The following is a 21,133-nucleotide window of genomic DNA, read 5'->3' as shown; positions in this document are numbered from 1 at the left end:
CGCCGGTCCGTGTCGGTACCGGCGTCTACTCTGAAAGACATGGCATTCGCAGCAGAGCAGCCGATCGTCGCGCACTCGGAGTACCGCCCCATCGGCGACGTCGAGCGCACGGGCGGCCGCTTCGAGGTGGTCAGCGATCACGAACCGGCCGGCGATCAGCCGACCGCCATCGCCGACCTCACCCGCCGGCTGAACGAGGGGGAGAAGGACATCGTCCTCCTTGGCGCCACCGGCACCGGAAAGTCGGCCACCACGGCCTGGCTGATCGAACAGGTGCAGCGCCCCACCCTGGTGATGGCGCCGAACAAGACTCTGGCCGCGCAGCTCGCCAACGAGCTGCGCGAGATGCTGCCGAACAACGCCGTCGAGTACTTCGTCTCGTACTACGACTACTACCAGCCGGAGGCGTACATCGCGCAGACGGACACCTACATCGAGAAGGACAGCTCGATCAACGACGACGTCGAGCGGCTGCGGCACTCGGCGACGTCGAACCTGCTGTCCCGGCGCGACGTGGTGGTGGTCGCATCGGTGTCGTGCATCTACGGTCTGGGCACGCCGCAGTCGTACCTCGACCGGTCGGTGGAACTGTCGGTCGGCGAGACCATCGATCGCGACGCCCTGCTCCGCCTGCTCGTCGACGTCCAGTACACCCGCAACGACATGTCGTTCACCCGCGGCAGCTTCCGGGTGCGCGGCGACACCGTCGAGATCATCCCGTCCTACGAGGAGCTCGCCGTACGGATCGAGTTCTTCGGCGACGAGGTGGAGGCGCTCTACTACCTGCATCCGCTGACCGGCGACGTGGTCCGGCAGGTCGACAACGTCCGGATCTTCCCGGCCACCCACTACGTGGCCGGGCCGGAACGGATGGCCAAGGCGATCGAGGGGATCGAGAAGGAACTCGAGGAGCGTCTCGCCGAGTTCGAGGCGCAGGGCAAGCATCTCGAAGCGCAGCGCCTGCGCATGCGCACCTCCTACGACATCGAGATGATGCGGCAGGTCGGCTTCTGCTCCGGTATCGAGAACTACTCGCGGCACATCGACGGCCGAGGCGCCGGCACCGCTCCCGCCACGCTCATCGACTACTTCCCGGACGACTTCCTGCTGGTGATCGACGAGTCGCATGTGACGGTGCCGCAGATCGGCGCCATGTACGAAGGCGACATGTCCCGCAAGCGGAACCTCGTCGAATACGGGTTCCGGCTGCCCTCGGCCGTCGACAACCGTCCTCTCACCTGGGACGAATTCGTCGACCGGATCGGGCAGACCGTCTACCTGTCGGCCACGCCCGGTCCCTACGAGCTCGGCCAGTCCGGTGGCGAATACGTCGAGCAGGTGATCCGCCCGACCGGTCTGCTCGATCCGGAGATCGTGGTCAAACCCACCAAGGGCCAGATCGACGACCTGGTGCACGAGATCCAGGAACGCACCGAGCGCGACGAACGCGTCCTGGTGACCACGCTGACCAAGAAGATGTCCGAGGATCTGACCGACTATCTCCTCGAACTGGGCATCCGGGTGCGCTACCTGCACTCGGAGGTCGACACCCTGCGTCGCGTCGAACTGCTGCGCCAGTTGCGCAGCGGCGAATACGACGTGCTGGTGGGCATCAACCTGCTGCGGGAGGGCATCGACCTGCCCGAGGTGTCGCTCGTCGCCATCCTCGACGCCGACAAGGAGGGTTTCCTCCGCAGCACCACGTCCCTCATTCAGACGATCGGGCGTGCCGCGCGCAACGTGTCCGGTCAGGTGCACATGTACGCCGACACCGTCACCGACTCCATGCGCAACGCCATCGAAGAGACCGAACGGCGCCGCGCTAAGCAGATCGCCTACAACACCGAGAAGGGTGTCGACCCACAGCCGCTGCGCAAGAAGATCGCCGACATCCTCGACCAGGTGTACGCCGAAGCCGAAGACGCGGTGGAGGTCGGCGGATCCGGCCGCAACGCCAGCCGTGGCCGCCGTGCACAGGGCGAGGTGTCCAAGTCCGTCAGCGCCGGCGTGTACGAGCAGCGAGACACGTCGTCGATGCCGCGCGCCGAGCTCGCCGATCTCGTGTCCGAGCTGACCGATCAGATGATGAATGCGGCCCGCGACCTCCAGTTCGAACTCGCCGGACGTCTGCGGGACGAGATCGCGGACCTGAAGAAGGAACTCCGCGGCATGGATGCGGCGGGCATCAAGTAGCGCGCCATTTTCCGATCCCGGCAGGGTATGTTTTGTTCAGCATTCACACACTTCGGAGGGACATCCCAGAATGAGCGCTTATACGACCATCGTCGTCGGTACGGACGGTTCCGAGTCCTCGCTGCATGCGGTGGACCGGGCCGGTGCGATCGCGGGCGACGCCACCCTGGTGATCGCGTGCGCGTACTTCCCGAACGACGGCAAGACCGCCGCCGCCGCCGGTGACGTTCTCGGCAACGAGGCCTACCAGGTGATGGGGTCGTCGCCCACCGAGGAGATCCTCCGCCACGCCAAGGAGCGTGCCACCACCGCCGGTGCCCAGAACGTTCAGCAGCGCGCCGTCAAGGGCGCCCCGGTGGATGCGCTGCTGCAGCTCGTCACCGATGTCCAGGCCGACCTGCTCGTCGTGGGCAACAAGGGCCTCAACTCGATCGCCGGCCGCCTTCTCGGTTCGGTGCCCGCCGACGTCGCCCGCAAGTCGGCGTGCGACGTGCTGATCGTCCACACCACGTAGTCGTCCTTTCGACAAGCTCAAGGAGCGTTCGACACGCTCACGGAGCGTTCGGCAGATCCTCGAGATCTGCCGGCAGGCCGTTCTCGTGCACCACGACCAGCCGTTGGGTCGCGCGTGTCAGCGCCACATACAGATCGCTGTAGCCGCGCTCGGACTCGGAGATCATGCCGAGCGGATCGACCACCACCACGTTGTCGAACTCGAGACCCTTGGCCGCGGTGATCGGAAGGATTCGCAGGTCGTCGTCCGCACCACGGGCGGCCGCGGCCGCCTCATCGGCCATCGCATCCGGCACGATGATCGCCGACAGGCCCGGCCACGCCTCCCACTCGACGGTGCTCACAGCCGTCGGCAGTGCGCGGCCCCGCGGAGCGGCCACGGCCAACGGCTCGATGCCGTTGCTGCGCAGCGACTCCGGGGGCGTCTGCTCGGCGTCGATGTGCGCAAGCAGGCGGTTCGCGTAGCGGGTGATCTCGGACGGAGTGCGGTAGTTGATCGTCAGCTCCCGGCGCTGCCACCGATTGGCGACATACGGGGTGAAGATCGTCGACCACGAATCGGTGCCGGCCGGATCGCCGGTCTGCGCGGTGTCGCCGATTACCGTCATCCAGCGGTTCGGGATGCGGCGCATGACCATCCGCCACGCCATCGGAGACAGTTCCTGAGCCTCATCGACGATGACGTGCCCGAATGCCCAGGTGCGGTCCTCGTAGGCGCGTTCGGCGGTGGTGCGGTGCTGCGTCGCCTCCTGACGTTCGGCGAGCTGCCGGGCATCGATCAGGTCGTACGCCATCAGGATCTCCGGATCCAGCTCGTCCTCCAGATCCTGCGGCGCCGAACCGGTCAAGATGTCCAGGGCGTCTTGGGCTTCGGCCAGCCGTCGACGCCACTGGGCCTGCTGTTCGCGTTCGGCCTCGTCGGTGCTGTAGCCGATGAGTTCGGCGAGCTCGTCGAGCAACGGGACGTCCGCCGGCGACAGGTCGGCGTCGTCGGGCAGCGGACGGGCCGGGCGCGCCAGCTCGGCGCGGTCCGCGGGTGACCAGCCGCGGGTGACGCGCCGGCGGAAGTCGTCGTCCGCGTACAGCTCCCGCAGCAGCGCCTGCGGTGTCAGCGTCGGCCAGCAGCCCAGAACAGCCCGGACGGTGTCCGGATCGTTCTCCAGATCCTCCCGGATGTCGGCCAGATCGGCCGCGGTCAGCAGTGAGGGGCCGTCATCGAACGACGAGCGGCCCAGCCGGGCGGCGTGCGCGGCGGCCAGCTCATCGAGCGCCGTCCGCAGAAACGTGCGCTGCGCCAGATTGTGGGCCCGGCGGGTGGAACGCGCCGCGCCGCGCGCCTTCTTGATGATCTCGCCGGTGATCGGCAGACGCTGGCCGTCGAAATCCATGGCCAGATCCCTCGGCGGCAGACTCTGCTTGGTCCGCACCGCCGCCCGCAACACGGCGAGCATGTCGTCGCCGCCCTTCAGGCTGGCCGCCCGCCGGGTGTCGTGGCCCTTGGCGGTCACCCCGGGAAACAGGTTGCCGACCGTCGACAACAGCACACCCGTCTCGCCGAGCGACGGAAGCACCTGCCCGATGTAGTCGAGGAAGTCCTCGTTCGGCCCGATGATCAGGACACCGCTGCGCGACAGGATCTCCCAATGCGTGTACAGCAGGTAGGCGGCCCGGTGGAGCGCGACGGCGGTCTTGCCGGTGCCGGGGCCGCCCTGCACCACGGTCACGCCGCGGTGCGTGGACCGGATGATCTCGTCCTGCTCCCGCTGAATGGTCTCGACGATGTCGGTCATTTCGCCGGTGCGCGCCTCGTTCAGCGCCGCGACCAGCGCCGACTCGTTGACGACACTGGCCTCGCGCCCGTCGGTATCGACCTCGCCGGACAGCAGATGCTCGTCCGACACCGACTGCACCTTCCGGGCGCGCGTACGCAGATGCCGCCGCCGGTCGACGTCCTCGGGGGCGGCGGGTGTCGCCAGATAGAACGGCCGCGACAGGGGAGCGCGCCAGTCCAGCAGGAGAGTGGTGACCTGGTCGTCGTCGGTCATCCCCATGCGGCCGATCCGGTGGACCTGACCGTCGATCATGTCCAGGCGGCCGAAGTACAGGTTGTGCTCCCCGGCATCGATCTTGGTGAGGGTCTCGCTGTACAACCGCTCGTACGATTCCCGCTCGGACAGGGCCTGCGGGGTGTCCGCGGACTCCAGCAGCGTCTCGGAGAGCCGCCGCTGCGCGGTCGCGCGCATGCGGTCCAGACGCGCGTACACGGCGTCCAGATGCTGCTGCTCGTCGGCGAGGCGCGGATCGGGGTTCACAGTCGATCCAGTGTACTCGGCCGGGGTCGGCCGCACCGGCTGCGAGATGCGGGTCACCAGCCCCGGTCGCGCCACTGCGTCAGGTGCGGACGTTCGCTGCCGAGCGTGGTGTCCTTGCCGTGTCCCGGATAGACGACGGTGTCGTCGCCGAAGCGGTCGAAGAGCTTCGTCGTGACCTGGTCGAGGAGGATCTCGAAGTCGCCGGGCTGCCAGGTCTTGCCGACACCGCCGGGGAACAGGGAGTCGCCGGTGAACAGGTGAACCCGCCCGGTCCGCTCGGTGAGGGCCAGGGCCACCGATCCGGGTGTGTGGCCCCGCAGGCTGATCACGTCGAGGGTCAGGTCGCCGAGGGTGATCGTGTCGCCGTCGTGCAGCAGCCGGTCCGGTGCGACGGGCAGTTCGGGTGCGTCCGGGGCTCCGGCCGCCGTCGGGACACCGGTGGCCTTGTGGACCGCCTCGAGTGCCTGCCAGTGATCGAAGTGGCCGTGCGTGGTGACGATCTGCGTGAGAGCGCCGGGGACCACGTCGAGCAGCGCCAGGAGCGACTCGGGATCGTTGGCCGCGTCGATGAGCAGGATGTCGCCGGTCGACGCGTCGGTCACGAGATAGACGTTGTTGTCCATCGGGCCCACGGACAGTTTGACGATCGTGGCGCCGTCGAGCAGTCGGCGCTGGGCGGCCACACCATGATGATCCGGATCCGGGGTGACGTCGCCGGTGTAGTCGTCGGAGATGTTCACGGGGATGCTCATGACGTCCAGCCTACGACCGAGAGCGCCGCCCTTCGACAGGCTGCGGACCCGGTGTCGGACCTCCCGCGTACCCTGGACGACCGGGGACAGTCCCTCCCGAGTCCTGGCGATATGCCGGCACGGGCATTCGTTTTTCGTGAGGTATCCGCAGTGGTAGACCGCCTGATCGTCCGGGGTGCGCGTGAGCACAATCTGCGCGGGATCGATGTCGATCTCCCGCGCGATTCGCTGATCGTCTTCACCGGTCTGTCGGGTTCGGGCAAGTCGTCGCTCGCCTTCGACACGATCTTCGCCGAGGGCCAGCGCCGCTACGTCGAATCGCTGTCGGCGTACGCGCGGCAATTCCTGGGCCAGATGGACAAGCCCGACGTCGACTTCATCGAAGGCCTGTCCCCGGCGGTCTCCATCGACCAGAAGTCCACCAACCGGAACCCGCGCTCGACGGTCGGCACCATCACCGAGGTCTACGACTATCTGCGTCTGCTCTACGCGCGCGCCGGCACCCCGCACTGCCCGGTGTGCGGCGAGAAGATCGAACGGCAGACGCCGCAGCAGATCGTCGACCAGGTCCTCGAGATGGAGGACGGCACCCGCTTCCAGGTGCTCGCCCCCGTCGTGCGCACCCGCAAGGGCGAGTTCGTCGACCTGTTCGCCGAACTGCAGACCCAGGGCTTCGCGCGCGCCCTCGTCGACGGCGAGATGATCCAGCTCGCCGATCCGCCGAAGCTCAAGAAGCAGGAGAAGCACGACATCGACGTCGTCGTCGACCGTCTCGTCGTGAAGGCGTCGGCCCGGCAACGGCTCACCGATTCGGTGGAGACCGCACTGCGCCTGGCGGACGGGATCGTGGTGCTCGACTTCGTCGACGTCGACGAGGACGACCCGCAGCGCCGGCGGCGGTTCTCCGAGAAGATGGCGTGCCCCAACCAGCACCCCATCGCCATCGACGACCTCGCGCCGCGCAGCTTCTCGTTCAACTCGCCGTACGGCGCCTGCCCCGAATGCGACGGCCTGGGCGTACGCAAGGAGGTCGACGAGACGCTGGTCGTGCCCGATCCCGACCAGACGCTGCGCGACGGCGCCATCGCCCCGTGGTCGCATGGGCACAACGCCGACTACTTCCTGCGGATGATCGAGGCGCTCGGCGATCAGATGGGCTTCGACGTCGACACGCCGTGGAAGAAGCTGCCGCAGCCGGCGAAGGACGCGCTGCTCAACGGCTCCGAGCATCAGGTGCACGTCAAGTTCCGGAACCGCTACGGCCGCACCCGCTCCTACTACACGGAGTTCGAAGGGGTGATGTCGTTCCTGACCCGCCGGGCCGACGCCACCGAATCCGAGCAGATGAAGGAACGGTACGAGGGCTACATGCGCGACGTGCCGTGCCCGGCGTGCGGCGGCAGCCGCCTGCGACCGGAGATCCTGGCCGTCACCCTCGACAACCCGACGCACGGCGCCAAGTCGATCGCACAGGTCACGGCGCTGTCGGTCGCCGAGTGCGCGGATTATCTGGACGGTCTGGAGCTGGGGGAGCGGGAGGCCGCGATCGCCGGCCGCGTCCTCAAAGAGGTCCAGGCGCGCATCACGTTCCTGCTCGACGTCGGCCTGGAGTATCTGTCCCTGAACCGTGCGGCCGGATCGCTGTCCGGCGGCGAGGCCCAGCGCATCCGTCTGGCCACCCAGATCGGTGCCGGTCTTGCCGGGGTCCTCTACGTGCTCGACGAGCCGTCGATCGGACTGCACCAGCGCGACAACCGCCGGCTCATCGACACCCTGGTGCGTCTGCGCGACCTCGGCAACACGCTGATCGTCGTCGAGCACGACGAAGACACCATCCGGGCCGCCGACTGGATCGTCGACATCGGGCCGCGCGCCGGCGAGCACGGCGGCCACGTGGTGCACAGCGGCGACTACACGGGGCTGCTGAAGAATCCGGAGTCGCTGACCGGCGCCTACCTGTCGGGCCGCAAGACGCTCGAGGTGCCGACGGCGCGGCGCCCGGTGGACCGCAAGCGTCAGCTGACCGTCGTCGGAGCCCGCGAGAACAACCTGCGCGACATCGACGTCGACTTCCCGCTGGGTGTCCTGACCGCGGTCACCGGCGTCTCGGGATCGGGTAAGTCGACGCTGGTCAACGACATCCTGGCGACCGTGCTCGCGAACAAGCTGAACGGCGCCCGGCAGGTGCCCGGCCACCACACCCGGATCACCGGCCTGGAGCACCTGGACAAGCTCGTCCAGGTCGACCAGTCGCCGATCGGCCGTACCCCGCGGTCCAATCCGGCCACCTACACCGGCGTCTTCGACAAGATCCGCACCCTGTTCGCCGCCACCACCGAGGCGAAGGTGCGCGGCTATCAGCCGGGCCGCTTCTCGTTCAACGTCAAGGGCGGTCGCTGCGAGGCCTGCATGGGCGAGGGCACCATCAAGATCGAGATGAACTTTCTGCCGGACGTGTACGTGCCGTGCGAGGTGTGCCACGGTGCGCGCTACAACCGGGAGACCCTCGAGGTCCACTACAAGGGCAAGACCATCTCCGAGGTGCTGGACATGCCGATCGAGGAGGCCGCCGAGTTCTTCGAACCGGTCAGCTCGATCCACCGCTATCTGAAGACCCTCGTCGACGTGGGCCTGGGCTATGTGCGGCTCGGTCAGCCGGCGCCGACCCTGTCCGGCGGCGAGGCGCAGCGCGTCAAGCTGGCCGCCGAACTGCAGAAACGCTCCACCGGGCGCACCGTGTACATCCTCGACGAGCCGACCACCGGCCTGCACTTCGAGGACATCCACAAACTGCTGATGGTGATCGACGGACTGGTCGACAAGGGCAACACGGTGATCGTCATCGAGCACAATCTCGACGTCATCAAGACCGCCGACTGGATCATCGACATGGGCCCGGAGGGCGGCAGCGGCGGCGGCACCGTCGTCGCGCAGGGCACGCCCGAGGACGTCGCCGCGGTGCCCGAATCGCACACCGGCCGGTTCCTCGCCGAGCTGCTGCCGGCCGCCGAATCGGCGTCCTGATCAGCCCTTGACCGGGCCGGTGATCTTCTCGCCGGGGCCCTCGCCGGGCTCGTCCGGGTAGGCGCTGGCCTCACGGAAGGCGAGCTGCAGCGCCTTGAGGCCGTCCTGCAGGGGCTTGCGATGCAGGCCGAGGTCGCCGGCCGACGCCTGCACCAGGCCGGCCAGCGCGGTGATGAGTGCGCGGGCGTCGGGCAGATCGCGGTACTGCTCGTCGCCGCCCGCCTCCGGACCCACCTTCTCGGCCGCCGCGCTCATCAGCATGACGGCGGCGCGGGTGATCACCTCGATCGCGGGGATCTCCGCCAGCTCGCGGACGTTCTCGCCGGCGGCCTGATCAGCGGCGGACGGCTGGTCGGACGAATTGGGGTTCTCGCTCACGACTGTTAGACTCGCATACGCACGACCGCCCCGACTCTGCCGGGGTCGCAAGAGGATTCTCGAGTCCCACCGTCCGACGCCGCAAGGCAGTCGTCCGGTTCCGGTCACATCGTTCCGGCGATGCAGCACGACGCTCGGCGTCGGTGCCCGCCCGACGATGTTCTCGGCTCGATCCTCCTTCTTGCACCTCGCGGTTTCCGCGCAGTCGTGGCAGATGACCATTTATCGAGGAGGCCACATCAGCACTGAGACCCGCATCAACGATCGCATCCGCGTCCCCGAGGTCCGTCTTGTCGGACCGAACGGTGAGCAGGTGGGAATCGTGCGTGTTGAAAATGCGCTCCGCCTGGCTGAAGAAGCCGATCTGGACCTGGTGGAGGTCGCGCCCGACGCGCGCCCGCCGGTGTGCAAGATCATGGACTACGGCAAGTTCAAGTACGAGGCAGCGCAGAAGAAGCGTGAATCGCGCAAGAACCAGCAGATGACCGTCATCAAGGAGCAGAAGCTCCGCCCGAAGATCGACGACCACGATTACGAGACCAAGAAGGGTCACGTCGTCCGGTTCCTCGAAGCGGGTTCCAAGGTGAAGGTCACCATCATGTTCCGCGGACGCGAGCAGTCCCGCCCCGAGCTGGGCTATCGACTGCTGCAGCGGCTGGGCAACGACGTCGCCGACTACGGCTTCGTCGAGACCTCGGCCAAGCAGGACGGCCGCAACATGACGATGGTCCTGGCCCCGCACAAGGGCGCCAAGACCCGCGCGGCGGCCAAGCAGTCCAGCAACGACAGCGCCAAGAAGGTCGCGCCCAAGGCGCCGGCCGCCACCGACGAGACTCCGGCACAGGACGCTCCCGCACAGGACGCCTGAGCCGCAAGAACGAGGCAGTTCGCACTGCCACAGACAGAAAAGGAAAACAATGCCGAAGAGCAAGACTCACAAGGGCACCGCGAAGCGATTCAAGGTGACCGGCAGCGGCAAGATCGTCCGCCAGAAGGCGAACAAGCGCCACCTCCTCGAGCACAAGTCGTCCAAGCAGAAGCGCGCCATGGACGGCACCGTCGTCGTCAGCGACAACGACGCGCCGCGCATCAAGCGCCTGCTCAACAAGTGACGACCACTCTCTAGCGATTAAGGACCAAGACTCATGGCACGTGTGAAAAGGGCTGTCAACGCCCAGAAGAAGCGCCGCGCGACTCTCGAGGCATCGAAGGGCTACCGCGGTCAGCGGTCGCGCCTCTACCGCAAGGCCAAGGAGCAGCAGCTCCACTCGATGACCTACGCCTACCGCGACCGCAAGGCTCGCAAGGGTGAGTTCCGCAAGCTGTGGATCCAGCGCATCAACGCCGCTGCCCGCGCCAACGACATCACCTACAACCGCTTCATCCAGGGCCTCAAGCTCGCGGGTGTCGAGGTGGACCGCAAGAACCTGGCCGACATCGCCGTCACCGACCCGCAGGCCTTCGCCGGCCTGGTCGAGGTGGCCCGCAAGGCGCTGCCGGCCGACGTGAACGCTCCCGCCGCCTGATCGGCAGCGTCACCGTCATCACGAACGAGCGACCCGCGATGGATGTTCTGACCGAACGTTCGTCGCGGGTCGTTTCGTTGGCGAAGCTGCACCGCGCGTCGGTGAGGCGCACCGAGAACCTGTTCCTGGCGGAGGGTTCCAATGCGGTCGACGCGGCACTGGGCACCGGCCGCGCACAGCGCATCCTGGTGCGCGACGACGCCGTCGATCGGTATGCCGACCTGCTCGACCGGGCGGACGCCGAACGTCTCCCGGTCCACCTGATCAACGAACGAGCGGCCGACAAACTGGCCGACACCGCCACCGCACCCGGCATCGTCGCCGTCTGTGAACTGCTCACCGCCGATCCCGGCGACGTCGACCTCACCGGCGGCTTCGTGGTGGTGGCCGTCGAGCCCCGTGAACCCGGCAACGCCGGCACCCTGATCCGCTGCGCCGATGCCATGGGTGCGGCAGTGGTGCTGCTGCTCGGGGATTCGGTGGATCCGCACAACGGCAAATGCGTGCGGGCCAGTGCCGGCAGCGTCTTTCATCTGCCGGTGGTGGTCGAGCGTGACGTCGACGCGGCCCTGGCCCGGTTGCGGGAGCAGGGCCTGGCGACGCTGGCCACCACCATGGACGGTGAACTGCCGCTTCCGGCGGCCGACCCGGTCCTCGCCGGACCGCACGCCTGGCTGTTCGGCAACGAGGCGCACGGCCTGCCCGCCGAGGTGATCGCCGACGCCGACCATCGGGTGTCCATCCCGATCCACGGTCGCGCCGAGAGCCTGAATCTGGCCGCCGCCAGCGCCATCTGCCTGTACGCGAGCGCGACGGCCCGGTCGCGCCGGGGCTGAGGCGGCCGCGCGCAGCGACAACATGCAGGTCGACTACCCTGCAGAGGTACCTTTTCGACGCCGAGAACACGGAGAACACACCGGTGGCTGACCAGTCGATCGAGAATCGTTTCCCCTCCAGCGAGGAGCTCGATGCCGCGGTCGACGCGGCCGTCGCCGCCTTCGCGAAGGCCGGCGACCTCAGCGCGCTGGCCGAGGCGAAGACCGCCTACTTCGGTGACAAGTCGCCGATCGCCCTCGCCCGGCGCGCCCTCGGCAGCCTGCCGAAGCAGGAGCGGTCCGAGGCGGGCAAACTGGTCAACGAGAAGCGCGGCGCCGTGCAAGCCGCACTCGATGCACGCACGCAGGAGCTGACCGCGGAGCGGGACGCGGCGGTCCTGGTGGCCGAAGCCATCGACGTCACTCTGCCCGCCGACCGGCATCCGCAGGGCGCACGCCATCCGATCACCGTGATCGCCGATCAGGTCGCCGACGTGTTCATCGGCATGGGCTGGGAGATCGCCGAGGGACCCGAGGTCGAGACCGAACACCACAACTTCGACGCCCTCAACTTCCTGCCGGACCATCCGGCCCGATCCATGCAGGACACGTTCTACATCGCTCCGGAAGGCTCGCGGCAGGTGCTGCGCACCCACACCTCGCCGGTCCAGGTGCGATCCATGCTCGATCGTGAGCTGCCGATCTACGTCGCCTGCCCGGGCCGCACGTTCCGCACCGACGAACTCGATGCGACGCACACCCCGGTGTTCCACCAGATCGAGGGCCTGGCCGTCGACAAGGGGCTGACCATGGCGCACCTGCGCGGCACCCTGGAGACCTTCGCGAAGGCGCTGTTCGGTCCGGACACGACCACCCGCATGCGCGCCAACTACTTCCCGTTCACCGAGCCGTCGGCCGAGGTCGACGTCTGGTTCGAGGGCAAGAAGGGCGGCGCCGGCTGGGTGGAGTGGGGCGGCTGCGGCATGGTGAACCCCAACGTGCTGCGCGCCAGCGGCATCGATCCGGACGTGTACACCGGCTTCGCCTTCGGCATGGGGCTGGAACGCACCCTGCAGTTCCGCAACGACCTGAACGACATGCGCGACATGGTGGAGGGCGACGTCCGGTTCACCCTGCCGTTCGGCCCGGCCCTCTGACACCGCCCCCAAGAACCGCGTTTCCACGCTCGAAGAAGACGAAAGAGTTCCCGTGCGACTTTCCCAGTCCTGGCTGACCGAGGTCCTGCAGTCCGGCGATCCGTCGTGGTCGGCATCGACCGATGACATCGACGCCGGTTTCGTGCGCGTCGGTTTCGAGATCGAGGACGTCGAGGCGTTCCCGGAGATCACCGGTCCGCTGGTGATCGGCCGCGTCGAGCAGATCGCCGAACTCACCGAGTTCAAGAAGCCGATCCGGCACTGCGGTGTGAACGTCGGCAAGCCCGAACTGCAGTCCATCGTGTGCGGTGCCCGCAACTTCGCCGAAGGCGATCTGGTGGTCGTCGCACTGCCCGGCTGCGTGCTGCCCGGCGGCTTCGAGATCGCCACCCGCAAGACGTACGGCCAGATCTCCGACGGCATGATCTGCTCGGTGAGCGAACTGGGGATCGGCCAGGACCACTCCGGAATCCTGGTCCTCGCACCGGGCACCGCCGAACCGGGCGCCAGCGCCTACGACGTGCTCGGCCTGGACGACGTCGCCATCGACGTGAACGTCACCCCGGACCGCGGGTACGCCTTCTCCATGCGCGGCCTGGGCCGCGAGCTGGCCAGCGCCTTCACCGTCCCGTACACCGACCCGGTGACCACGGTCGTCGCGCCGACGGCCGCCGCCGGCGACGCCCCGTCGGTCCGGCTCGACGAGTCGGGCCGGGCGAGCCGCTACACCGCCCGCCTGATCGACGGCGTCGACGCGACCGCGATCAGTCCCTGGTGGATGGCCAAGCGCCTGATGGTGGCCGGGATCCGGCCGATCTCCGCCATCGTGGACGTCACCAACTACGTGATGATCGAGCTCGGCCAGCCGTTGCACGCCTTCGACGCCGACAAGGTGACCGGCACCGTGGTCGTGCGCGCCGCGGCGAAGGGCGAGAAGCTCGAGACCCTAGACGGCGTCACCCGCGAGCTCGATCCCGAGGACATCGTGATCGCCGACGATTCGGGACCGATCGCCCTGGCCGGCGTGATGGGCGGCGCCGCCACCGAGGTCACCGATGCCACGACCCGCGTGCTGCTGGAGGCCGCCGACTTCGACCAGGTGCGGGTGTTCCGCACCGGCAAACGCCACAAGCTGAGTTCGGAGGCCGCCAAGCGCTTCGAACGACTGGTGGACCCGGCGATCACCGACGTGGCCTCCGACCGTGCCGCGTCACTGATCACCGAGATCGCCGGCGGCACCGTCACCGGGCCGCTCGCCGACGAACAGGCGACGACGGCTCCGGCCGCAGCCATCGTCATCGACGCCGATCTGCCGGACCGCTACGCCGGTGTCGAGTACCCGGAGGGCACCACCAAGGCGCGCCTCGAGGAAGTCGGTTGCACCGTCGCCGGTGACGGGCCGTTCACGGTGACTCCGCCCTCGTGGCGACCCGACCTGAAGCAGCCCGCCGACCTCGTCGAAGAGGTGCTGCGGCTGGAAGGCCTGGAGGACATTCCCGCCGTGCTGCCGAGTGCGCCGGGCGGCACCGGACTCACCCCGCGCCAGCATCGCCGCCGGGCGGTCGGCATCGCTCTGGCGACCGCCGGCTTCGTCGAGGTGCTGCCGTATCCGTTCATGCCGAACGGCGTCTTCGATCAGTGGGGCCTTCCGGACGACGATCCGCGCCGCGCCACCGTCAGCGTTCTGAATCCGCTGGAGGCCGACCGGCCCGAACTGAACACGACGCTGCTGCCCGGCCTGCTCGAGATGGCGGCCCGCAACCTCGCCCGTGGCAACCGGGACCTGTCGCTGTATGCGGTGGGCCAGGTGGTTCTCGGCGGCGAGCAGGGTTCCGTGGTCGGTCCGCTGGATGTCTCCCGGCGGCCGACCGATCAGGAGCGGCAGGCGCTCGACGCATCGCTGCCCCAGCAGCCGGTCCGTGTGGCCGCCGTGCTCACCGGCCTGTGCGAGCCCGCGGGGCCGTGGGGCAAGGGCCGCGCGGCCGACGCCTACGACGCGTTCGAGGCGGCCCGGACGATCGCCGCGACCTCCGGGGTGGACCTGACGCTGGTCGCCGACCAGTATCAACCGTTCCACCCGGGCCGGTGCGCGCGCCTCGAGGTCGACGGTCAGACCGTCGGCTACGCCGGTGAACTGCATCCGGCGGTGCTGGAGAAGGCCGGGCTGCCGGCCCGGCTGTGCGCTGTCGAGATCGACCTGGATGCGCTGCCACTGCGCACCGTCCTGCCGTCGCCCTCGGTGTCGCCGTTCCCGGCGGTGCTTCAGGACGTGAACGTGGTCGTCGCCGGCGATGTTCCGGCGCAGAAGGTGCAGGATGCGCTCGCCGAGGGAGCGGGTGAGCTGCTGGAGTCGATCGCGCTGTTCGACGTGTTCACCGGCGAGCAGGTGGGTGAGGGCAACAAGTCGCTGACGTTCGCCCTGACCTTCCGGGCGGCCGACCGCACGCTGACCGAGGACGAGGCGAACGCCGCCAAGACCGCCGCGGTGGACCATGCGGCCGGTGTCGTCGGCGCCCGGATGCGCTGACTCGCTCCGACACGCGGTCGAACGGCGAACCGCCGGCACCCGCCCCTGCGCATGAATCGAATTGCAACATCATGCATAATGATCCTATGACAGTGCGGATTGCGGTCGCCGGTGCCAGCGGTTACGCCGGAGGAGAGATCCTCCGGCTGCTCTGCGGGCACCCGCGCCTGGCCGGCGGCGAACTCGAGATCGGTGCGCTCACCGCCGGCGGCAACGCCGGAACCACGCTCGGCGAGCACCACAAGAACCTGCTGCCCCTGGCCGACCGCGTGCTGGAAGAGACCACCCCGGAGGTCCTGTCCGGACACGACGTCGTGTTCCTCGGACTTCCGCACGGGCAGTCCGCACAGATCGCCGACGCACTCCCGCCGGCCACCCTGATCGTCGACTGCGGCGCCGACTTCCGGCTCACCGACGCCGACGAATGGAAGCACTACTACGGCGGCGAGCACGCCGGCACCTGGCCGTACGGCATGCCCGAACTGCCCGGCAACCGGGAGGTGCTGTCCGGTGCGACCCGGATCGCGGTGCCCGGCTGCTATCCGACGGTCTCGATCCTCACGCTGGCGCCCGCGCTGGCCGCCGGTCTCATCGAACCGCAGGTGACCGTCGTGGCCGTCTCCGGGACGTCCGGCGCCGGCCGGGCCGCCAAGGTCGACCTGCTGGCCTCCGAAGTCCTCGGTTCCGCGCGGGCCTACGGCGTGGGCGGCGTCCATCGGCACACCCCGGAGATCACCCAGGCGCTGTCGACGGTGGCCCGGACCCCCGTCGACGTCTCCTTCACGCCGGTCCTGGCACCCATGAGCCGGGGCATTCTGGCGACGTGCGTGGCGCCCCTTTCGACAGGCTCAAGGAGCGTTACGACAGGCTCGAGGAGCGTTACTGCAGGCTCGACGAGCGTTGCGACAGGCATAGATGAGGTGCGCGCCGCGTACGCGAAGGCCTACGACGACGAGCCGTACATCCATGTGCTGCCCGACGGCCGGTTCCCCGAGACCGGGTCCGTGATCGGTTCCAACGCAATCCAGATCGGCCTCGCCGTCGACGAACGGACCGGCACCCTGACCGCCGTCGGCGCCGTGGACAATCTGACCAAGGGCACCGGAGGTGCCGCCGTGCAATCGATGAACCTGGCCCTGGGCTGGGGCGAGACCGAAGGACTGACGACCGTGGGACTGGCACCGTGACCGACAAGAAGAGCCCCTCCCCGGCCGACCACCTCGAACAGCTCATCGGCTCCCGGATGTTCCGGCGGCAGGGGGTGACCGCACCGCTCGGCTTCCGGGCCGCCGGCATCGCCGCGGGCATCGAGGCATCCGGCGCGGAAGACCTCGCCCTCGTGTTCAACGAGGGACCCGACCTGGCCGCCGCCGGCGTGTTCACCAAGAACCAGGTGAAGGCCGCACCGGTGCTGTGGACGCAGCAGGTCCTGCACGGCCGGGAACTGCGCGCGGTCATCCTCAACTCCGGCGGCGCCAACGCCTGCACCGGACCGGACGGCTTCGGCGACACCCACGCCACCGCCGAGGCGGTCGCCGAGACCCTGTCCAACTGGGGGACCGAGACCGGCCCCATCCAGGTGGCGGTGTGCTCGACCGGACTGATCGGCGACCGGCTCCCCATGGACAAGGTTCTGGCCGGCGTCACCGAGATCGTCCACGAGATGGGCGGCGGTCTGGAAGGCGGCACCGACGCGGCCTACGCGATCATGACCACCGACACTAAGCCCAAGCAGGTCGCCCTGCACCATCCGGGCGGCTGGAACGTGGGCGGCATGGCGAAGGGTGCCGGCATGATGGCACCCTCCCTCGCCACCATGCTGGTGGTGCTCACCACCGACGCGAAGTGCGGCGCCGACATGCTCGACGCCGCTCTCCGGCGGGCCACCGCACTGACCTTCGACCGGCTCGACGTGGACGGTTCCACCTCCACCAACGACACGGTGCTTCTGCTGTCCTCCGGGGCCAGCCAGATCGAGATCACCCAGGCCGAGCTGGACGCCGCCGTCTACGCCGTGTGCGACGACCTGGCCGCGCAGCTGCAGGCCGACGCGGAGGGCGTCACCAAGCGGATCGCGATCACCGTCACCGGTGCGAAGACCGAGGACGACGCGGTCGCGGTCGCCCGGACCATCGCCCGGGATTCGCTGGTCAAGACGGCACTGTTCGGCTCCGATCCCAACTGGGGCCGGGTCCTGGCCGCCATCGGCATCGCCCCGGTCACCATCGACCCGGACGCAGTGGCCGTCTCGTTCAACGGATCGACGGTCTGCGAGAAGGGGACCGGTGTCCCCGGTGCCCGCGACGTCGACCTGTCGGGCGAGACCATCGAGGTGGTGGCGGATCTCGGACTCGGCGATGCCGAGGCCACCATCCGGACCACCGACCTGTCCCACGCCTACGTCGAAGAGAACTCGGCGTACTCGTCATGAGCACCGACAAGGCCGGTGTGATCGCCGAGGCCCTGCCCGCCCTGCAGGCGCTGCACGGCCGGCGGGTGGTGGTGAAGTACGGCGGCAACGCCATGATCGACGACGACCTCAAGAAGGCGTTCGCTGACGACATGGTGCTGCTGCGGGCCTGCGGGGTGCATCCGGTGGTGGTGCACGGAGGCGGACCGCAGATCTCGGCCATGCTGGCACGGCTCGGCATCGAAGGGGAGTTCCGCGGAGGTTTCCGCGTCACCACCCCCGAGGTGATGGACGTCGCCCGGATGGTGCTGTTCGGCCAGGTCGGCCGTGAACTCGTCGGCCTGATCAATCAGCACGGCCCGTACGCGGTCGGACTGACCGGCGAGGACGCGCACCTGTTCACCGCCACCCGGCGCACCGCGCTGGTCGACGGCGAACCCACCGACATCGGTCTGGTCGGCGACATCACCGCGGTCAACACGTCGGCCGTCGACGACCTCATCGCGGCCGGCCGGATCCCGGTGATCTCGACCATCGCGCCCGACGCGGACGGCGTGGTCCACAACATCAACGCCGACACCGCCGCCGGTGCGATCGCCGCTGCGCTCGGCGCGGACCGGCTGCTGATGCTCACCGACGTCGAAGGCCTGTACACGGACTGGCCGGACACGTCGTCCCTGGTCGCCGAGATCGACACCACCGAGCTCGCCGCGCTCCTGCCGTCCCTCGATTCCGGCATGATCCCCAAGATGGAGGCCTGCCTGCGGGCCGTCGACGGCGGCGTCGGCAGCGCGCACGTGATCGACGGCCGCACCCCGCACGCGGTGATCGCCGCGCTGCTCACCGACTCGGCAGCCGGTACCGCCGTCGTGCCCGGGAGGACGTCATGACCGCTCCACTGCAACAGCGCTGGTCGGCCGCGCTGATGAACAACTACGGCACCCCGCCGGTCGCACTGGTCTCCGGTGAGGGTGCGGTGGTCACCGACGCCGACGGCAAGCAGTACCTCGATCTGCTCGGCGGTATCGCCGTCAACGCACTCGGTCACGCCCATCCGGCGATCGTCGACGCCGTCACCCGGCAGATCGGCACGCTGGGACACGTCTCCAATCTCTACGTCGCACCGCCGGCCGTCGAACTGGCCGAACGCCTCGAAGCGGCGTTCGGGGCACCGGATGCCCGTGCACTGTTCTGCAACTCCGGGGCGGAGGCCAACGAGGCCGCCTTCAAACTGGCGCGCCTCACCGGACGCCCCCAGATCATCGCCGCCGAGGGCGGCTTCCACGGCCGCACCATGGGCGCACTGGCGATGACCGGCCAGCCGGGTAAGCGGACGCCGTTCGAGCCGATGCCGCCCGGCGTCGACTACGTGCCCTACGGTGACGCCGACGCCCTGCGCGCCGCGGTCACCGGCGACACCGCCGCCGTCATCCTCGAACCCATCCAGGGGGAGAAGGGGGTGGTCGTGCCGCCGGAGGACTATCTGGTGCAGGCGCGGCGGATCACCGCCGACGCGGGCGCGCTGCTCATCCTGGACGAGGTCCAGACCGGCATCGCCCGGACCGGCCCCCTGTTCGCTCACCAGCGTGCCGGAATCGTGCCGGACGTCGTGACCCTCGCGAAGGGGCTCGGCGGTGGTCTGCCGATCGGTGCCGTACTCGCGGCGGGCCCGGCCGCCGACCTGTTCCAGCCCGGTCAGCACGGCACCACCTTCGGCGGGAATCCGGTCTGCGCGGCCGCGGCCCTCGCCGTGCTGTCGTACATCGACGACAACGATCTGTCCGCACACGTCGAATCGGTCGGCAAGACGCTCACCTCCGGCATCGACGAGCTCGACCATCCGCTGATCGACCACGTGCGGGGTGCCGGACTGCTGCTCGGGGTCGTCCTGACCCAGCCGCTCGCGGCCCGGGCCGAGGCCGCCGCCCGCGACCACGGCTTCCTGATCAACGCGCCGGCACCGGACGTGCTCCGCCTGGCACCGCCCCTGATCCTGACCGACGAGCAGGCACAGCAGTTCGTCACCGCCCTGCCCGCCATTCTCGACGCCGCCTCCGAGGACGCCTCATGACCACCACTCCCGTTCGCCACTTCCTGCGCGACGACGACCTGACCCCGGCCGAACAGGCCCAGGTCCTGGCGCTCGCCGCGGAGATGAAGGCCGCGCCGCTGGCGAAGCGTCCCCTGGACGGGCCGCGCGCGGTCGGGGTCATCTTCGACAAGAACTCCACCCGCACCCGGTTCTCGTTCGAGGTGGGCATCGCCCAGCTCGGCGGGCACGCCGTGGTCGTCGACGGCACCACCACCCAGATGGGGCGGGACGAGTCGCTCGCCGACACCGGCCGGGTGCTGTCCCGGTTCGTCGACGCCGTGGTCTGGCGCACCTTCGGGCAGGACCGCCTCGAGGAGCTGGCCGCCCACGCCACCGTTCCGGTGGTCAACGCCCTGTCCGACAGCTTCCACCCGTGCCAGATCCTGGCCGACCTGCAGACGATCACCGAACGCAAGGGCAGCCCGGCCGGACTCACCATGGCCTACTTCGGCGACACCGCCAACAACATGGCGCATTCGCTGGCCCTCGGCGGCGTGACCGCCGGAATGCACGTCCGGCTGTCCGGGCCGGACGGTTTCGCCCCCGATCCGCAGATCATCGAGGCGGTGAAGCGCCGGGCCGCCGAGACCGGCGGCAGCGTCGAGATCATCGACGACCCGGTGGCCGCGGCCACCGGCGCCGACGTCCTCGTCACCGACACCTGGGTGTCGATGGGGCAGGAGGGCGACGGCCTCGATCGCGTCGGCCCCTTCCGGCCGTACCAGATCAACGGTGCCCTGCTCGCCCATGCGGCAGACGACGCCATCGTTCTGCACTGCCTGCCCGCGCACCGGGGCGAGGAGATCACCGACGAGGTGATCGACGGTCCGGCCAGCGTCGTCTTCGACGAGGCCGAGAACCGCCTGCACGCGCAGAAGGCGCTCCTGGCCTGGCTCCTCGATCCGGCGGAACGACGATGACCGGCGCCCGGCGCACCGAAGCCGCCGACCAGTCCCGGCTGGCCGCCACCCGGGCCGGCCGTCACGCGCGGATCATCGAACTGCTGACCCGGCAGCGGGTCGGCAGCCAGACCGAGTTGCGCGAACTGCTGGCCGCCGAAGGCATCGAGGTCACCCAGGCGACCCTGTCCCGGGACCTCGACGAGCTCGGCGCGGTCAAACTGCGGGCGGCCGACGGCGGTGCCGGCGTCTACGTGGTGCCCGAGGACGGCAGCCCGGTGCGCGCGGTGTCCGGCGGAACCCACCGGCTGTCCCGGATCCTCGGCGACCTCCTGGTGTCCACCGACGCATCCGGCAACATCGCCGTCCTGCGGACCCCGCCCGGCGCGGCGTCCTATCTCGCCAGCGCCCTCGACCGCGCCAGCCTTCCGCAGATCACCGGCACCATCGCCGGCGACGACACCGTCTTCGTCCTCGCGCGCGAACCGATGACCGGCGCCCAGCTCGCCGACTGGCTCGAAACCCTCGTCTAGAG

The 21,133-nt window shown here is 69.1% G+C and carries 18 protein-coding genes; 15 read left to right on the top strand and 3 right to left on the bottom strand.

The genetic code is table 11. From position 1 onward, the window contains the following. Positions 1-39 precede the first annotated feature (39 nt). Positions 40-2,193, top strand: coding sequence for an excinuclease ABC subunit UvrB (gene uvrB, locus QM774_RS05305; protein ID WP_414974884.1), 2,154 nt, complete (start codon positions 40-42; stop codon positions 2,191-2,193). A 70-nt stretch (positions 2,194-2,263) separates the two neighbouring features. After that, positions 2,264-2,707 (top strand): universal stress protein, encoded by a 444-nt coding sequence (locus tag QM774_RS05300; RefSeq protein WP_414974883.1) that lies wholly within the window; start codon positions 2,264-2,266, stop codon positions 2,705-2,707. Positions 2,708-2,744: 37 nt separating this feature from the next. Here QM774_RS05300 and QM774_RS05295 read toward each other — a convergent pair whose 3' ends face one another. Together QM774_RS05295 and QM774_RS05290 are read right to left on the bottom strand one after the other, a co-directional pair. Next, the gene (locus QM774_RS05295; protein WP_414974882.1) at positions 2,745-5,018 is read right to left on the bottom strand and encodes a HelD family protein; all 2,274 of its coding nucleotides are present in this window, start codon (positions 5,016-5,018) and stop codon (positions 2,745-2,747) included. A gap of 53 nt (positions 5,019-5,071) precedes the next feature. Next, positions 5,072-5,770 (bottom strand): MBL fold metallo-hydrolase, encoded by a 699-nt coding sequence (locus QM774_RS05290; protein WP_414974881.1) that lies wholly within the window; start codon positions 5,768-5,770, stop codon positions 5,072-5,074. 150 nt (positions 5,771-5,920) lie between these two features. Between QM774_RS05290 and uvrA the strand changes: the two genes are divergently transcribed. Next, on the top strand, positions 5,921-8,794 hold the full coding sequence (uvrA, locus tag QM774_RS05285; RefSeq protein WP_414974880.1) for an excinuclease ABC subunit UvrA: 2,874 nt from the start codon (positions 5,921-5,923) through the stop codon (positions 8,792-8,794). Here uvrA and QM774_RS05280 read toward each other — a convergent pair whose 3' ends face one another. Further along, positions 8,795-9,172, bottom strand: coding sequence for a DUF1844 domain-containing protein (locus QM774_RS05280; RefSeq protein ID WP_414974879.1), 378 nt, complete (start codon positions 9,170-9,172; stop codon positions 8,795-8,797). Positions 9,173-9,386: 214 nt separating this feature from the next. Between QM774_RS05280 and infC the strand changes: the two genes are divergently transcribed. The 12 genes from infC (at position 9,387) to QM774_RS05220 (ending at position 21,131) form a co-directional block, all read left to right on the top strand. Then, entirely contained in the window at positions 9,387-10,040 is a 654-nt protein-coding gene (gene infC / locus QM774_RS05275) for a translation initiation factor IF-3 (RefSeq protein WP_414974878.1), read from the top strand. Between the two features lie 49 nt (positions 10,041-10,089). Next, positions 10,090-10,284, top strand: coding sequence for a 50S ribosomal protein L35 (rpmI, locus tag QM774_RS05270; RefSeq protein ID WP_414974877.1), 195 nt, complete (start codon positions 10,090-10,092; stop codon positions 10,282-10,284). Positions 10,285-10,317: 33 nt separating this feature from the next. Next, positions 10,318-10,698 carry a 50S ribosomal protein L20 gene (rplT, locus tag QM774_RS05265; protein WP_414974876.1) on the top strand — a complete coding sequence of 127 codons (381 nt, stop codon included), beginning with the start codon at positions 10,318-10,320 and terminating at the stop codon, positions 10,696-10,698. 38 nt (positions 10,699-10,736) lie between these two features. Then, a complete protein-coding gene (locus tag QM774_RS05260; RefSeq protein WP_414974875.1) occupies positions 10,737-11,534 on the top strand; it encodes a TrmH family RNA methyltransferase in 798 nt (265 codons plus the stop codon). Between the two features lie 83 nt (positions 11,535-11,617). After that, positions 11,618-12,670, top strand: coding sequence for a phenylalanine--tRNA ligase subunit alpha (gene pheS, locus QM774_RS05255; RefSeq protein ID WP_414974874.1), 1,053 nt, complete (start codon positions 11,618-11,620; stop codon positions 12,668-12,670). 52 nt (positions 12,671-12,722) lie between these two features. After that, positions 12,723-15,197, top strand: coding sequence for a phenylalanine--tRNA ligase subunit beta (pheT, locus tag QM774_RS05250; RefSeq protein WP_414974873.1), 2,475 nt, complete (start codon positions 12,723-12,725; stop codon positions 15,195-15,197). An 86-nt stretch (positions 15,198-15,283) separates the two neighbouring features. Beyond that, the gene (argC, locus tag QM774_RS05245; RefSeq protein ID WP_414974872.1) at positions 15,284-16,384 is read left to right on the top strand and encodes an N-acetyl-gamma-glutamyl-phosphate reductase; all 1,101 of its coding nucleotides are present in this window, start codon (positions 15,284-15,286) and stop codon (positions 16,382-16,384) included. Next, positions 16,381-17,628, top strand: coding sequence for a bifunctional glutamate N-acetyltransferase/amino-acid acetyltransferase ArgJ (argJ, locus tag QM774_RS05240; protein ID WP_414974871.1), 1,248 nt, complete (start codon positions 16,381-16,383; stop codon positions 17,626-17,628). Before argC ends, argJ begins: the two co-directional genes overlap by 4 nt. Then, entirely contained in the window at positions 17,625-18,497 is an 873-nt protein-coding gene (gene argB / locus QM774_RS05235) for an acetylglutamate kinase (RefSeq protein WP_414974870.1), read from the top strand. The genes argJ and argB overlap by 4 nt, the downstream gene beginning before the upstream one ends. Continuing rightward, entirely contained in the window at positions 18,494-19,678 is a 1,185-nt protein-coding gene (locus QM774_RS05230) for an acetylornithine transaminase (RefSeq protein WP_414974869.1), read from the top strand. Before argB ends, QM774_RS05230 begins: the two co-directional genes overlap by 4 nt. Beyond that, entirely contained in the window at positions 19,675-20,619 is a 945-nt protein-coding gene (gene argF, locus QM774_RS05225) for an ornithine carbamoyltransferase (protein WP_414974868.1), read from the top strand. The genes QM774_RS05230 and argF overlap by 4 nt, the downstream gene beginning before the upstream one ends. Further along, the gene (locus QM774_RS05220; RefSeq protein ID WP_414974867.1) at positions 20,616-21,131 is read left to right on the top strand and encodes an arginine repressor; all 516 of its coding nucleotides are present in this window, start codon (positions 20,616-20,618) and stop codon (positions 21,129-21,131) included. The genes argF and QM774_RS05220 overlap by 4 nt, the downstream gene beginning before the upstream one ends. Positions 21,132-21,133 lie beyond the last annotated feature (2 nt).

Source organism: Gordonia sp. (in: high G+C Gram-positive bacteria) (genome assembly GCF_047600565.1).
GTDB lineage: Bacteria > Actinomycetota > Actinomycetes > Mycobacteriales > Mycobacteriaceae > Gordonia.
Note: the sequence above shows the minus strand (reverse complement) of the source record. Positions and strands in the feature narration are given on the sequence as shown.

Excerpts from the sequence above, each read along its gene's own strand:
- uvrB (WP_414974884.1), top strand. The coding sequence starts at position 40 with ATGGCATTCGCAGCAGAGCAGCCGATCGTCGCGCACTCGGAGTACCGC.
- QM774_RS05300 (WP_414974883.1), top strand. The coding sequence starts at position 2,264 with ATGAGCGCTTATACGACCATCGTCGTCGGTACGGACGGTTCCGAGTCC.
- QM774_RS05290 (WP_414974881.1), bottom strand. The coding sequence starts at position 5,770 with ATGAGCATCCCCGTGAACATCTCCGACGACTACACCGGCGACGTCACC.
- infC (WP_414974878.1), top strand. The coding sequence starts at position 9,387 with ATGACCATTTATCGAGGAGGCCACATCAGCACTGAGACCCGCATCAAC.
- rpmI (WP_414974877.1), top strand. The coding sequence starts at position 10,090 with ATGCCGAAGAGCAAGACTCACAAGGGCACCGCGAAGCGATTCAAGGTG.
- rplT (WP_414974876.1), top strand. The coding sequence starts at position 10,318 with ATGGCACGTGTGAAAAGGGCTGTCAACGCCCAGAAGAAGCGCCGCGCG.
- QM774_RS05260 (WP_414974875.1), top strand. The coding sequence starts at position 10,737 with ATGGATGTTCTGACCGAACGTTCGTCGCGGGTCGTTTCGTTGGCGAAG.
- argC (WP_414974872.1), top strand. The coding sequence starts at position 15,284 with ATGACAGTGCGGATTGCGGTCGCCGGTGCCAGCGGTTACGCCGGAGGA.
- argB (WP_414974870.1), top strand. The coding sequence starts at position 17,625 with ATGAGCACCGACAAGGCCGGTGTGATCGCCGAGGCCCTGCCCGCCCTG.
- QM774_RS05230 (WP_414974869.1), top strand. The coding sequence starts at position 18,494 with ATGACCGCTCCACTGCAACAGCGCTGGTCGGCCGCGCTGATGAACAAC.
- argF (WP_414974868.1), top strand. The coding sequence starts at position 19,675 with ATGACCACCACTCCCGTTCGCCACTTCCTGCGCGACGACGACCTGACC.
- QM774_RS05220 (WP_414974867.1), top strand. The coding sequence starts at position 20,616 with ATGACCGGCGCCCGGCGCACCGAAGCCGCCGACCAGTCCCGGCTGGCC.